The following is a 14459-nucleotide window of genomic DNA, read 5'->3' on the forward strand; positions in this document are numbered from 1 at the left end:
CCGCCTCCAACGAGGGATTGATGCGCCGGTGAGCCAGATCGTCGTCAAACGCCCGCCGAGGTCTCTTCCGCCGGAAGTGCCCGGTGGGGAACTGGTCCTGGAGTCTCCGCCGGAACTCCCGCGGGGACAGCAGGAGTCGGCGTTGATGCAGCTCCTGCCGATGCTCGGCATGGGTTCTTCGGTGGTGTTCTTCTTCATGACACCGTCGCCGATCATGCGGATCATGGGCACGCTGATGCTCGCCTCGACCATCGCGATGGCCGTCGCCCAGTTCGTGAGATTCCGTCGCGGTACGCAGGGGCAAATGTCCGATGTCCGCCGCGACTACCTCAAATACCTCGCGCAGACCCGGCGTACGGTCCGGCGCACGGCCCACAAGCAGCGGGACGCGCAGCTGTATCTGCACCCCTCCCCCGAGCAGTTGTGGCCGGTCGTGGCCGAGGGCTCGCGGGTGTGGGAGCGCCGGGTCGGCGACCACGACTTCGGGCAGGCGCGGATAGGGCTCGGGGCGCAGCAGTTGGCGACGGCGCTCGTGGCGCCGGACACGGCTCCGGTGGACGAGCTGGAGCCGCTGTGCGCGGGCGCGATGCAGCAGTTCCTCGCGGTGCACGGCACCCTGGACGGGCTGCCGATGGCGGTCTCGATGCGGGCGTTCTACCACGTGACGGTCTCCGGTGAGCCGGAGTCGGCGCAGGCGGCGGCGCGTGCCCTGGTGGCGCAGCTGGTGACCCTGCACTCCCCCGAGGACCTGATGCTCGCGGTGGTCGCGGCCCGGTCGGCGCAGGAGCGCTGGGACTGGACGAAGTGGCTGCCGCACACGCAGGTGCCGGGGCAGGTCGACGGGGCGGGCACGAAGCGTCTGTTCGGCGACGACCTCGGTGAGCTGGAGCAGTTGGTCCGCTCGAAGCTGGACGGCCGGCCGCGGTTCTCCCGGGAGAACCAGCCGGTGCTCGACCAGCCGCACGTGGTCGTGGTCCTGGACTCCAACTCCACCCGTGGTGGTCTGGTGCCGCCGGACTCGCTGCTCGCGGCGGCCGAGGGCCTCCAGGGCGTGACGATCGTGGAGGTCGTCTCCGGCGACCTCGACGAGCCGCGCGGTGGTCTCTCCGTGGTCGTACGGCCGGGCCGGCTGCGACTGGAGTCGGGGGGCGGTTTCGCGTACGAGGGTCTGCCGGACGGCATCTCGCTGCCCGCGGCGGAGGCGCTGGCCCGCCAGCTGGCCCCGCTGAGGATGGGCGGCGGGGACGACGACGAGCCGCTGCTCGCCAATCTGGACTTCACGGATCTGCTGAACCTGGGCGACGCGGCCTCCGTGGACGTGGCGCGGACCTGGCGGCCCCGTTCGGTGGCCGAGCGCCTCCGGGTGCCGATCGGTGTCGGCGAGGACGGCCAGCCGGTCATGCTCGACCTGAAGGAGGCCGCGCAGGAGGGCATGGGTCCGCACGGTCTGTGCGTGGGCGCGACGGGTTCCGGAAAGTCGGAGCTGCTGCGGACGCTGGTCCTCGGCCTCGCGGTGACGCACTCCTCGGAGACGCTGAACTTCGTCCTCGCGGACTTCAAGGGCGGCGCGACCTTCGCGGGCATGTCGCAGATGCCGCACGTGGCGGCGGTCATCACCAACCTGTCGGACGACCTGACGCTCGTCGACCGCATGGGCGACGCGATCCGCGGTGAGCTGCAGCGGCGTCAGGAGCTGCTGCGGTCGGCCGGCAACTACGCCAACATCCACGACTACGAGAAGGCGCGCGCGGCGGGCGCCCCGCTCGAACCGCTGGCCTCGTTGGTCCTTGTGATCGACGAGTTCTCCGAACTCCTCACCGCCAAGCCGGACTTCATCGACATGTTCATCCAGATCGGCCGCATCGGCCGCTCCCTGGGTGTGCATCTGCTGCTCGCCTCGCAGCGCCTGGAGGAGGGCAAGCTGCGCGGCCTCGACACGTACCTCTCGTACCGGATCGGTCTGCGGACCTTCTCGGCGGCGGAGTCGCGTACGGCGATCGGTGTGCCGGACGCGTACCACCTGCCCTCGGTGCCGGGTTCGGGCTATCTGAAGTTCGGTACGGACGAGATGACCCGCTTCAAGGCGGCGTACGTCTCGGGCACGTACCGGACGGGCGGGCCTCGCCTTGAGATCGGGCACATGCCGGTGGAGCGGCGTCCCGCGCTGTTCACCGCGGCGCCGGTGCCCGTCGTGTACGCGGCGCCGGACCCGGCGTACCTCGCGCAGCAGCGGGCGGAGGAGGACGAGGCGCTCGCGGACACCGTCCTCGACGTGATCGTGCGCCGCCTTGAGGGCCAGGGCGTGCCCGCGCACCAGGTGTGGCTGCCGCCGCTCGACCAGGCGCCGTCGCTCGACCAGCTGCTCCCGGGTCTCGCGCAGACCGCGGACCGGGGGCTCACGGCGACCGAGTACACGCGTCAGGGCGGGCTCACGGTGCCGCTCGGCCTCATCGACAAGCCGTTCGAGCAGCGGCGCGAGGTGCTGTACCGGGACTTCTCGGGCGCGGCGGGCCACATGATGGTGGTCGGCGGTCCGCAGTCCGGCAAGTCGACGATGATGCGGACGCTCATCTCGTCGTTCGCGCTCACCCACACGCCGGCCGAGGTGCAGTTCTACTGCCTGGACTTCGGTGGCGGCGGCATGGTGTCGCTCGCCGATCTGCCGCACGTCGGCGGGGTGGCGTCCCGGCTGGACCCGGAGCGGGTGCGGCGTACGGTCGCCGAGGTGATGGGCGTACTGAACCGGCGCGAGGAGTTCTTCCGCTCGCACTCCATCGACTCGATCGCGACCTACCGGCGCAAGCGGGCCGCGGGTGAGCTGCCCGGCGAGGCCTGGGGCGACGTCTTCCTGGTCGTGGACGGCTGGGGCGGTTTCCGCAACGACTACGACGTGCTTGAGCCGATCGTCTCCGACATCGCCGCGCGCGGTCTCGGCTACGGCATCCATGTGGTGATCACCGCCTCCCGGTACATGGAGGTGCGCGCGGCGCTCAAGGACCAGATCCTGGGCCGGCTCGAACTGCGGCTCGGTGACGTCATGGACTCCGAGTTCGACCGCAAGGTCGCGGCGAACGTGCCGCCCGGCGTGCCGGGTCGAGGCCAGGTGCCCGAGAAGCTGCACTTCATGGGCGCGCTGCCGAGGATCGACGGATCGAGCTCGGCGGCCGACCTGTCGGACGGCACGGCGGCGTTCGTACGGTCGGTGCAGGCGTCCTGGACCGGGGCTCCGGCCCCCGCGGTGCGGCTGCTGCCGCGCAAGCTGCCGGCGGAGCGGCTGCCGAAGGGCTTCGAGTACCCGCAGCACGGCATCGCGATCGGCATCGACGAGACGAACCTGGAGCCGGTGTTCGTCGACTTCGAGTCGGACCCGTTCTTCCTGATCTTCGGCGAGAGCGAGTCCGGCAAGACGGCGCTGCTCAGGCTGATCGCCAAGCAGCTGTGCGAGCGGTACACGCCGGAGCAGGCGCGGATCGTGGTGGGTGACTACCGGCGGACGATGCTGGAGGCGGTCGCGCCCTCGCACCTCCTGGAGTACGCGCCGATGGCCTCCGCCATGCAGATGCACATGGACGCGATCAACACGGTGATGACGAAGCGGGCGCCCAAGCCCGACATCACGCCGCAGCAGCTGCGGGACCGCAGCTGGTGGACGGGCCCGCAACTGTTCGTCCTGGTCGACGACTTCGAGCTGGTGGCCACCAACTCGGGGAACCCGCTGGCGGTCCTGGTGGAGAACCTGCCGTTCGCGCGGGACGTCGGCATCCGGTTCATCGTGGCGCGCAGCGCCGCGGGTGCCTCCCGGGCGATGTACGAGCCGTTCATGCAGCGGGTGAAGGAGATGGGCGCGCAGGGCGTGATCCTCTCCGGCGATCCGCAGGAGGGCGACATCCTGGGCAGCGTCCGGGCGCGGCCGATGCCTCCGGGCCGGGGCACGTTCGTGTCGCGGAAGCGGGGCACGCCGCTGGTGCAGCTGGGCTGGCTGCCGGAGCAGCACTGACGGAGCGGGCCGGACGGGCGGGGGAATTCCCGCTGATCGGGTACGGCGGTCCCACTACTGTGGGAGGGACCGCCGTACCACCGCGAAGGGAACGCGCCGATGACCGACGCAGACACGAGCACGACCAGCGCCGACAGCGCCTCCGAGAGCGCTGCGGGCAGCGCTCTGGCCGCCGAGAAGCAGCGCCAGAAGGACGAGCTGTACGCGCTCGACATCTCCGGCGTCGCGTGGGAGGGCGCTCCCGGGACGAGCCCTGACGAGGAGCGGGTGGAGATCGCCCGGCTCCCGGAGGGGGCGGTGGCGATGCGCTCGTCCCTCGACAAGGACACGGTGCTGCGGTACACGAAGGCCGAGTGGGACGCGTTCGTCCTCGGGGCCAGGGACGGCGAGTTCGACCTGCGGTGACCCGCGGACACGCGTGAGGGGGTGGCCCGTCGTACGGGCCACCCCCTCATGCGTGTTCGCCGGGGCTCACATCATGCGGAACCGGGCGGCGTTGCCCTTGTCGGTGTCCTGGTAGCCCATGACCGACTCGTCGAGGAGCTGGGCGATGCGCGCCAGGTCCTGGTTCATGCCGGCCATGTCGCGGGTCAGGCGGTCCTGGCTCTCGCGGTAGGCGACCTTCGCCTCGCCTTCCCAGTTGGAGGCGACGCGGTTGACCTCGGCCATGAGGTCGTCGAGCTTCTGGGTGAGCGTGGTGGAGGTCAGCCGGGTGTCGGCCGCCGCCTGCGTCACGGTGTCGTAATTGACCGCAGTGGTCATGATGATGACTCCTGAAGTGAGAGTGGCGCGGAGGACTGAGGTCGGACGGGCAGGCTCAGACGCCCAGGATGGCGCTCTGGCCGCCGCCGCTGCTGTCCATGGTGCGGAAGGACCGGAGGCGGTCCTCCTCCTCGCGCGTGAACCCGTCGGCGCTCATGCGCATGATCTCCTCGAGCTTGGTGAGCTCGGCACGCATGCTGCGCAGACGCTGGTTCAGGTCGTTCTGGACCCGGTCGTACTCCTTGCTCGCAGCACCCTGCCAGCCCGCCTGGACGCGGTCCACCACGCTGTTGAGCGAGGTGATGCGGGACTGGAGCTCGTCGGAGAAGTCCTGGATCCGGCCGGCGAGCTTGACTTGTTCGGCACTGGTTACGTTCAGGTCTTTCGACATCTTGCCCCTTCTTCCTTCGGTGACGTCGACGGCTGAGCCGTCGGGCCATCCGGTCGTGATGCGGACGGGAATCTTCTGATGCCGCCCCCGTGCTGGGATCGCACTGCCGTGCGCCCAGCGGTCACTTTAGCCATTGACGGCGGCAGTTCCAACTGCAAAGGAGGGTCGGGATACTTGACCGACACGCCGGTCAACGGGCCCCCCTTCCGCGGCGGCTGTCGCGGATCACGATGGCCGTCCCGGCGACCACGGCCACCAGGACGACACCGATCCCCAACGTGTAGGTGGCGAGCCGTTCGGAGCGCTCCTGAGGCGTCTCCGACAGCGCCAGACGCGCCGGCTCGGGAGCCGGCGGCTTGGGCGGGCGAGGGTCGGGCGTGGGCGCGGTGGGCGGTGTCCCGGGGACGTCCGCGAGTGCCCGCACCGGGTCGACCACGCCCCAACCGACGTAGTTGTCACGTCCGTTGACCGAGCGGACGGCGGTCTGCTCGATCCGGGCGACGATCTGGGCCGCGCTCCAGTCCTTGTGCTCGGCGCGGAGCAGGGCGGCGACACCGGCGACGTACGGCGCGGAGAAGCTGGTGCCGTTGTCGACGCACTGGCCGCCGCCGGGGACCGTGGAGACGACGTCGACGCCGGGGGCGGCGACGCCCACGAAGTCGCCGGCCTGGGAGAACGCGGCGCGCTCGTTGTTCCGGTCGGAGGAGGCGACGGCGAGGACGCCGGGGAAGGCGGCGGGATAGGTCTTCTTGAACTTGCCGTCCATGCCGTCGTTTCCGGCGGAGGCGACGACGACGACGTTCCGCCTGATCGCCTCGGCCACCGCCTTGCCCATGGGCGAGTCCGGGCTGAGCTCCTGAGTGGTGTCCTGGGAGATGTTGATGACGTGGGCGCCCTTGTCGACGGCCCACTTGATGGCCTCCGCCATCGTGTCGGACTTGCCGCTGTTCTTCTCGTCGTTCTGCCGGATCGGGATGATCGTCGCCTCGGGCGCGAGACCGACGAATCCGGTTCCGTCCTGGGGGCGGGCGGCGATGATGCCGGCGACCTTGGTGCCGTGGCCCACCAGGTCGACGGTGCCGTCGGTCTTGCCGCGCTGCTCGTCGCCGAAGCCGGGGTTCTTCTTGTCGGGCTTGAGGTAGTCCTTGCCCGCCTTGGCGTCGACGGCCTTCCGCAGCTGCGGGTTGACGTCGTCGACGCCCGTGTCGATGACCGCGACCCTGACGCCCTTGCCCTTGGTGTCCTGCCACAGCTCGTCGAGGAGGACCCGCTGGAGCGGCCAGGGGGTGTCCGCGATCTGCTTCTTCATGGGGAAGGTGCATTCGCCGCTGCCGTCGAGGACGGGGCCGGAGCCGAGGCCGAGGCCGAGGCCGCCACGGTGCTCCGGGGCGGCGGGGGCGGCCGAGGCCGCGCCGGGGGCCGCGAGGAGGGCGGTGAGGGTGCCGGCGGCCAGCAGCGCGGCCGTGCGGGACGGCATGCGGGACGGCATGCGGGACGGCATGCGGGAGGGCGTGCCGGACGGCATGCCGGACAGGCTGCCGGACGGCGTTCGGGACGTCTCGCGGGGCGTCGTGCGGTGGTTCTTCGTCACCGGTACCACCCCCTAGGAACCCTGCGGCTGACGAGCGCTGTTGGCGTCGAGCCGGGGGCCCTTCGAAAGGAACTCTGACCATTCGATGGGGACCCGGGCCGGCATGACCTTCTCGTAGCCGAGACGCTTCTGGGCGTCACTGGGTTCCGGGCGTCCGTCGGTCGGCTTCTCCTTGGCCCCGGTGCCGATCTCGGAACGGGCGGAATCGCTGTCGCCGTTGGCCTGCACCGCGTAGCGCAGGCCCGTGTCGGTGACGAGGAACAGCGAGCCGTCGGGGGTCTTCTGCTTGCCCTGGATCTGGGTGTAGAGCAGGCCGGTGCCGGGGGTGACGTACGTGCTGCTGCCGCCCGCGGTGATGTCGGCGGGGTACTTGGTGCCGGCCCAGGTCATGAGGGTCGTCCGGCCCTTCTCGCCGACGCCGGTGAGGACGCTGCAGATGGTGTCGCGGGCGCCCGCTCCGGTGACGGAGTTCACCTGCTTGGACTCCGCCTTCGGCCAGTTCACGTCGCCGTGGAAGACGGTGGGGTCCGGGACGAACGAGGAGGCGTCGGCCTGGGTGCGCTTGCCGTCCATGTCGAGGCTGCGGGTCTGCGGGGAGTTGATGAGCAGCCAGGCGGTGAACGGCGTGACGGGCTGCACCTTCCCGGGGAGTACGACGTAGTTCTGGGGCCCGGAGCCGGTCGGCGCGATGAGGACGTTGCCGATCCGGCTCTCGGTATCGGTCAGGGTGGAGCCGGGGATCCGGGTGGTGCGGCCGACCTCGCCGCTCTCGATGCGCGGGAAGTCGATCTCGTCGCCGGTGTTCAGGGTGGCGAGCCAGTCGTCGGTGACGGGCTGCGGCTCCTTGCTGAGGCCGACGAGCGCGGTGACCAGTCCGGTGGAGTCGGCCTTCACCGGGTACTTGGTGCCGGTGTGATCGACGAGGAACTGGGCGGCGTCCTTCTGCCCCTTGACGTACAGGACCTCCCCGTCCTTGAGCTCGTTGCCGTCCTCGGTGAGCTTCAGGTCCCGCTCGGCGAAGAGGAAGGTCGCCTTCTGGACACTGGCGCCGCTGCCGCCACCGGGCTGCTCGCAGACCGCCCAGCGCTTCGCCGTGCCCGCGTCCTCCGCGCTGGGCAGCCGGTCGGGGGCGTACGGGATGCCGAGGATCGGGCCGCGCGGGGGCGTGCCCTTGCCCTCGTCGAGCGTCTTGTCGGCGACCTGGACGACCTGGAACTGGTCCGGGTCGAGGAGGAGCCGCGCGGAGGCGAGGTTGAGCACGGGGTGGAGCAGCGTCTTCGCGTCCTTGCCCTTGCCGGTCTCCAGGACCACGTACCTGGTCGTCGACTGCTTGCCGACGATCACCCGGGTACCGGGGGTGTCCCAGCCCTTGGGGGCCTGCGGCTTGAACATGCCCCAGGCGCCGAAGCCGGCCACCACGAGCGCGGCGACGATCAACCCGGGGAGGATCGCGCGCAGCGGCTTCGGTGCCCCCTCCTCCGTGCCGGAGGGCGAGGGTTGGAGGAATGCCGCCACCGTGCGCTTCTTCGCAAAGGTGTACGCGTTGAGCTCGTCCCGCCGCGATGCCATGAGTCCCCATTCTCGTCAGGCGCGATCTTCGCGCGGGAGCCGGGGGAGGTGACACCCGGGCCCCGGCTGTCGGACCGGCCCCCTACTATGCCTGCTGTCCCGTGGGGTTCGTGGGGCGGGTAGGGTGATCCGGCCGCCAATGCCCTGGCGGGCCAGGGTGATCGGGATGAATTGAGGGGGATTCTCCATCATGGTTTCCGCGACGCGGACGCGGCCCGCCGCGGCCACCGCCTCCGCACCCCCGTCCACGGGGCCTGTTTCCTCGGTCTCGCCGAAGCTCCAGGCGCGTCCGGGACACTTCGGTTCGTTCCAGTTGCAACAGCTCGTACTGATCGAGGTGGCGGCGGCACTGATGCTCGTCGCCTGGGTCGTCGAGCCGATGCTGATGGTCCCCGCGGGCGTGGTCGCCGTCGTGCTCGTGCTGATGGCGGTCGTCCGCCGGCACCGCCGCTCGCTGCCCGAGTGGCTCGGAACGTTCCTCGCGCTGCGCGCGCGCACCCGCCGGGCGTCCTCGTTCACGGTGCCCGAGGGCACCGAGCCGGGGCTCGCGCCGGTCGTGGAGTGCGACCCGGCCCTGCGGACCTACGCGTACAGCGATCGTGACCGGCGACCGGTCGGCATGGTCGGCGACGGCACCTTCCTGACCGCGGTCCTGCGGGTCGAGTCGGACGGTACGGCGCTGCGCCCGGACCGGGCGGCCGCGCCGCTGCCCGTCCGGCTCGTCCGGGACGTCCTGAGCGTGGACGGCATCCGTCTCGAGTCGGCGCAGATCGTGCAGCACACACAGCCCGCCCCCGCGCCGCACCTGCCCGCGCAGTCGATGGCCGCGCGCAACTACGGGCCGCTCCAGGCGCAGACGGGTTCGCCCGCCGTACGGATCACCTGGATCGCGCTCAAGCTCGACCCCGAGCTCTGCCCCGAGGCGGTCGCCGCGCGCGGCGGCGGCCTCAAGGGCGCGCAGAAGTGCGTGGTGCGGGCGGCGGACCAGCTGGCGAGCCGGCTCGCGGGTGCCGGGTTCGCCGCGAGCGTGCTGACGGAGCAGGAGCTCGTCTCGGCGCTCGCCACCTCGACCTCCGCCAGTCCGATGGCGATAGCGCAGGCGGGCCGGGGGCAGACGCAGGGGCGCCGGACCCAGGAGACCGCGCGGACCTGGCGGGTGGACGACCGGCGGCACACGACGTACTGGGTGGGGCGCTGGCCCCAGCTCGGCGGCCAGGGCGGCTCGGGGGCCTCGATGCCGCAGCTGGTGGCCCTGCTGACCTCGCTGCCCGCGCTCGCGACGACGTTCAGTCTGACGCTGAGCGGCGGGGACCGGCAGGAGGTGACGGTGACCGGACACGTAAGGATCACCGGGCGCAGCGACGAGGAACTGGTGGCCGCGCGGCATGAACTGGAGCGCGCGGCGCGCGGGGTGAGGACGGGACTCGTGCGACTCGACCGTGAACAGGTGCCGGGCATCCTCGCGACGCTTCCGCTGGGGGGTGCGCGCTGATGTCCCACGCCGCCTCCCCTTCCTCCTCCTTCGGCACGCCGGCCCGCTCGGGCTCCGGCGGCACCGGCCGGGCCGGCTCCCGGGGCGCCGGTTCCCGGGGTACGGGCAGGGGCACGAAGCCCCGCTTCGGCTTCGGGCTCGTCGGGCCGCGCCGCGACCGGCACTCCGTCCCCCTCGACCAATTCGAGGCACTGGCCCTGCCGGTCGGCGACGACGGCATGGTGATCGGCGTCGACGCCGAGAGCCGGCCCGCCGTGCTCGGCATCAACCGGCCCGTCCCGTACGACATCACGCTCATCGGCGGTCTGTGGACCGCGCAGGTGCTGGCCCTCCGGGCCGCCGCGACGGGCGCCCGGGTGGCGGTCGAGACCGGCCGGGCGCAGGCCTGGACGGCGCTCGCGCAGGCCGCCGGCGGCGGCCAGCCGTGCATCTCGCTGCACGACGTGGGGCGCGTGCCGCCGCAGGGCGCGTCCGCGGGCAGTCCCGTGGTCGTGATCCGCGACTGCGGCATGCGGCCGCCGCGCGGCCGCGTCGTGTCCGCGCCCTGGCAGTCGGTGGTCACGCTGCTGCCCTATCTCAGCCCGGTCGCGCCCCGGCTCCTGGAGAAGTCCTCCCTGGTCGGCGTCCAGCGGGTCTCCCCCGACGAGGCCACCCAGATCGGCCGCATCATGAGCCTCCCGCGCCACGAGTACGAGGCGCTCTCCACGCTCGCGGACGGAGTGACGCTCTGGTGTACACCGAGCGACCGGCAGTTCGTCATGACGCAGGGCACCGACGCCGAGACCGGATTGTTGGGCGCCGCGCGCAGGATGGACTGAGCGGCACCGAACGGCACCGAACGGCGCGAAGTCGTTCAAGTACGTCCGTTTTTGCATCGATTTGAACGGTCGGGGTTCTCACTCTGCGACGTGGTCAGGTCACTTGGTGACCGGAACGGGTCACGGGGACGGGCGCGGAGGGGCCGTCGGGCCTGCCCGGGGGTTGCCCGCGCCGATTAGGGTGGAAGAGCCCCGCCCACAACGGCACAAGGGTGCTCGACCACACCAGGAGGCAAAGTGAACGGCGATCGCGACGAGATCCACGGGGGTTGGAGTCCGCCCGCCGACGATCAGTCCGACGCGGATCCCGCCGAGATGACGGGTGAGTTCACCATCGACTACACCCCGCCGGCCTGGTACACGCAGAACGCGTCGGGCGGTGCGGGGGCCGGCGGTGCCACTCCCCCGCCACCGAGCGGAGCGCCGGTCCCGGTCCCGGTCCCGGGCCTCCCCGCGGGCAGCGGCTTCGAGCCGAGCTGGAACGCGGGGGCCCCGGCGGCGGGTACGCCTGCCGGGGGCACTCCCGTGGCGGGTACTCCCGTGGCGGGTACTCCCGTGGCGGGTACTCCTGCGGTGGGCGGACCTGTGGTGGGCGGACCCGCGGTGGGTATGCCTCCGGCTGCCGGACACGTGCCTCCGGTCGGGATGCCTCCGGTGGGGGTGCCTCCGGTCGGGATGCCTCCCGTGGCCGGGCCTCCGGCTGTTGTGCCGCCCGCGGTGACACCTCCGGTCGCCACGCCCCCGGTTGTCGCACCCCCGGTCGCCACGCCTCCCGTCGTCTCGGCTCCCGATGCCTCGGCGCCGGGTGCCTTCCCGCCGCCCGCCCCGCTGCCGGGTGCTTCGGCGCCCGCGCCCGCGGCGCCGTTCGGGGGCGGGGACGTCGAGAGCGGCTCGACCATGCGCTTCTCCCCCGCCGCGCTCCAGCGCGAGATCGCGGAGCGATCGGCGGAGGCCGAGGCGGCCACCCCCGCCACCGCGACCGCCGACGACGGCGCGCCGACCGCGGCCGAGGCGGCCGACAGCGAGGCGGCCGACGTGACGGAGTCCGGCGCGGAGGACGCCCTCTCCGCCGGAACATCCGACGCACCCGACGCACCCGATGCTTCTGAGAGGCCCGAGGCACCCGAGGCACCGGAAGCCCACGACGAGGCCGCGGGCGACCCGGCCACCGATGCCGTGGCGAGCACGCGCACGGAGGACGCCGAGGCGGACTCCGACGCGGACTCCGGCCCCGTCACCGACGCCGTACCGTCGGACGCGTCCGGCGACGCGGCCCTTCCGGACGCCGTCCCGGCCGCTCCCGAGGCCCTGACGGAGCCGCTGGCGCCCGTCCCCCACCCGCCGGCCGACGCCGCGCCGCAGGGCTTCGGTCCCGACGCGGCTCCCGGTCCGTTCCCCGGTGCCGCTCCGGCTCCAGCTCCCGCGCCCGCGCCCGCGCCCGGCCAGCCCTTCCCGGCCGCCGGGCCGCAGGCCGGCGCCGGCCTGCCGCCGCTGCCGCCGTCGTTCCAGCCGGCCGCTCCCGGGCCCGCCCAGCAGTGGCCCGCACAGCCGGCCCCGGGCGCGCAGCCGCAGCCCCAGGCCGCGCCGTTGCCGCCCGCCGCCGCCTGGCCGCCGCCCGCCACTCCCGGCGCGCCCGGCCCCGTACCGCCGCAGGCCCAGCCGCAGCCCCAGGCTCCCGGTGCCTACGGTTACCCGCAGCCCCAGCCGCAGGTGCCCGGTGCCTACGGCTACCCGCAGGCACCGCAGGATGCCCAGGCCCCGCAGTCCCAGCCGCAGCCCCAGGACCCGACCCCGGCTCCCCAGGGCGGCTACGGTTTCCCGCAGCCCGGGACGCCTCCGCAGCAGGCCGGTTACGGCTACCCGCTGGGGGCACCTCCCGGGCCGCAGGGCCCAGGGGGACAGCCCGGCGTCCCCGGTGGCGTGCCGCCGCAGGCCCAGGGCGGTTACGGCTACCCGCACCCCGCCGCCGTACCCCCGCAGGCCCCGGCCCCCCAGCCGCCGCACGACGGGCAGCCCGTCGACCCGCGGACCGGGGCCGCCTGGCCCTCGCCCGTGACGCACGACCAGCGGGAGCGGTCCGTGCCGGGCGCCCCGCTCGGCTACAACGCGGCCGTCGAGCTGTCCTCCGACCGCCTCCTGCGGAACAACAAGCAGAAGCCCAAGTCCAGCCGGACGCCCGGCGGCGCGGCCTCCCGCTTCAAGCTCGGCGGCAAGAAGGAGGAGGCGGAGCGGCAGCGCAAGCTGGAGCTGATCCGGACCCCCGTCCTCTCCTGCTACCGGATCGCGGTCATCTCGCTCAAGGGCGGTGTCGGCAAGACCACGACGACCACCGCGCTCGGTGCGACCCTCGCGACCGAGCGACAGGACAAGATCCTGGCGATCGACGCCAACCCGGACGCCGGAACCCTGGGCCGCCGGGTACGGCGCGAGACCGGGGCGACCATCCGTGACCTGGTGCAGGCGATCCCGTACCTGCACTCGTACATGGACATCCGCCGGTTCACCTCGCAGGCGCCGTCCGGTCTGGAGATCCTCGCCAACGACGTGGACCCGGCCGTCTCGACGACGTTCAACGACGAGGACTACCGGCGGGCGATCGACGTCCTGGGCAAGCAGTACCCGATCATCCTCACGGACTCGGGTACGGGTCTGCTGTACAGCGCGATGCGCGGGGTGCTCGACCTCGCCGATCAGCTGATCATCATCTCCACGCCCTCCGTGGACGGCGCGTCCAGCGCGTCGACGACGCTGGACTGGCTCTCCGCGCACGGCTACGCGGACCTGGTGCAGCGCTCCATCACGGTCATCTCCGGGGTCCGCGAGACCGGCAAGATGATCAAGGTCGAGGACATCGTGCAGCACTTCCAGACCCGCTGCCGCGGTGTCGTGGTCGTGCCCTTCGACGAGCACCTGTCGGCCGGTGCCGAGGTGGACCTCGACATGATGCGGCCGAAGACCCGGGAGGCGTACTTCCACCTCTCGGCGATGGTGGCCGAGGACTTCGTACGGGCCCAGCAGGCGCAGGGCCTGTGGACCGGCGACGGCCAGGGGGCGCTGCCGCCGCACATGGCCCCGCCGATGCCGGGCCACCAGATGCCCGGCCAGCCGGTGCCGGGACAGCCGATGCCCGGTCAGCCCGTGCCGGGGCAGTTCGCGCCCGGACAGCCCGTACCGGGACAGCCGTACGGGGCCCAGCCGACGCCCGGCCAGCAGCCGCCCGGTCAGCCCGGACAGCCGTACCCGCCGCAGCAGCCGTACGGACAGCAGCCGGCGCCCGGTCAGCCGTACGGCGCGCCGCCCGCGCCCGGTCAGCCGTACGGAGCTCAGCCGATGCCCGGACAGCCGATGCCGGGGCAGCAGGTGCCGGGGCAGCCCATGCCCGGTCAGCCGATGCCCGGTCAGCCCGCTCCGGGTCAGCCGTACGGAGCACAGCCCGCGCCCGGACAGCCGTTCGGCGCGCCTCCCGGTCAGCCCGGGATGCCGCAGGGCTGGCAGCAGCCGCAGCCGGGTCAGCCGCTGCCTCCGCAGGCCGATCCGCAGGATCACGGTCACGGGCAGCCGCCGGGCCAAGCGCAGGGCCATGACCAGGGACAGGGGCAGGTCCCGCCGCCGAACTGGTCGCAGGAGCAGCCTCCGCAGGCTCCGCCAGCCCCTCAGCAGTAAGGCGTCACAGGAGTAGACCAATGAGGCCCCGTACCGGTTCACCGGTACGGGGCCTCTTGGCATTCCCGCAGTCCACAAGGGGTTTGAGGGATCGTTGACGACGGCAGACCACCGCTGATAAACCTTCGCTTCACTCACCGTCAGCCCAAGATCCACGACAGATCCCCCGACGCGAG

Annotated in this window: 9 protein-coding genes; 5 read left to right on the forward strand and 4 right to left on the reverse strand. The window is 72.4% G+C overall.

Annotated features, from left to right (window positions below; all coding sequences use genetic code 11):
* The first annotated feature begins 28 nt into the window (after positions 1-28).
* Positions 29-3997: a type VII secretion protein EccCa gene (gene eccCa / locus N5875_RS10460; protein ID WP_338493282.1), complete on the forward strand. Its 3969-nt coding sequence runs from the start codon at positions 29-31 to the stop codon at positions 3995-3997.
* Positions 3998-4162: 165 nt separating this feature from the next.
* The gene (locus tag N5875_RS10465) at positions 4163-4402 is read left to right on the forward strand and encodes a DUF397 domain-containing protein (protein WP_318207945.1); all 240 of its coding nucleotides are present in this window, start codon (positions 4163-4165) and stop codon (positions 4400-4402) included.
* Positions 4403-4468: 66 nt separating this feature from the next.
* Here N5875_RS10465 and N5875_RS10470 read toward each other — a convergent pair whose 3' ends face one another.
* The 4 genes from N5875_RS10470 to eccB all read right to left on the reverse strand — a co-directional run bounded on the left by N5875_RS10470 (position 4469) and on the right by eccB (position 8310).
* Positions 4469-4759: a WXG100 family type VII secretion target gene (locus tag N5875_RS10470; protein WP_266897328.1), complete on the reverse strand. Its 291-nt coding sequence runs from the start codon at positions 4757-4759 to the stop codon at positions 4469-4471.
* Positions 4760-4814: 55 nt separating this feature from the next.
* Positions 4815-5150: a WXG100 family type VII secretion target gene (locus N5875_RS10475; protein ID WP_318207596.1), complete on the reverse strand. Its 336-nt coding sequence runs from the start codon at positions 5148-5150 to the stop codon at positions 4815-4817.
* Between the two features lie 190 nt (positions 5151-5340).
* Positions 5341-6627 (reverse strand): type VII secretion-associated serine protease mycosin, encoded by a 1287-nt coding sequence (gene mycP, locus N5875_RS10480; protein ID WP_338499141.1) that lies wholly within the window; start codon positions 6625-6627, stop codon positions 5341-5343.
* A 126-nt stretch (positions 6628-6753) separates the two neighbouring features.
* A complete protein-coding gene (gene eccB, locus N5875_RS10485) occupies positions 6754-8310 on the reverse strand; it encodes a type VII secretion protein EccB (RefSeq protein ID WP_318207597.1) in 1557 nt (518 codons plus the stop codon).
* Positions 8311-8500: 190 nt separating this feature from the next.
* Here eccB and eccE point away from each other — a divergent pair, with 190 nt between their 5' ends.
* From eccE to N5875_RS10500, 3 genes are all read left to right on the forward strand, one after another.
* Complete coding sequence (gene eccE / locus N5875_RS10490) at positions 8501-9802, forward strand: type VII secretion protein EccE (RefSeq protein ID WP_318207598.1); 1302 nt, start codon at positions 8501-8503, stop codon at positions 9800-9802.
* Positions 9802-10620 (forward strand): hypothetical protein, encoded by an 819-nt coding sequence (locus tag N5875_RS10495; RefSeq protein WP_338493285.1) that lies wholly within the window; start codon positions 9802-9804, stop codon positions 10618-10620. Before eccE ends, N5875_RS10495 begins: the two co-directional genes overlap by 1 nt.
* 237 nt (positions 10621-10857) lie before the next feature.
* Positions 10858-14283, forward strand: a complete 3426-nt coding sequence (locus N5875_RS10500) for an SCO5717 family growth-regulating ATPase (protein ID WP_338493287.1) — start codon at positions 10858-10860, stop codon at positions 14281-14283.
* Positions 14284-14459: the final 176 nt, after the last annotated feature.

The sequence above is a fragment of the Streptomyces sp. SJL17-4 genome (genome assembly GCF_036826855.1).
Taxonomy (GTDB): Bacteria; Actinomycetota; Actinomycetes; order Streptomycetales; family Streptomycetaceae; genus Streptomyces.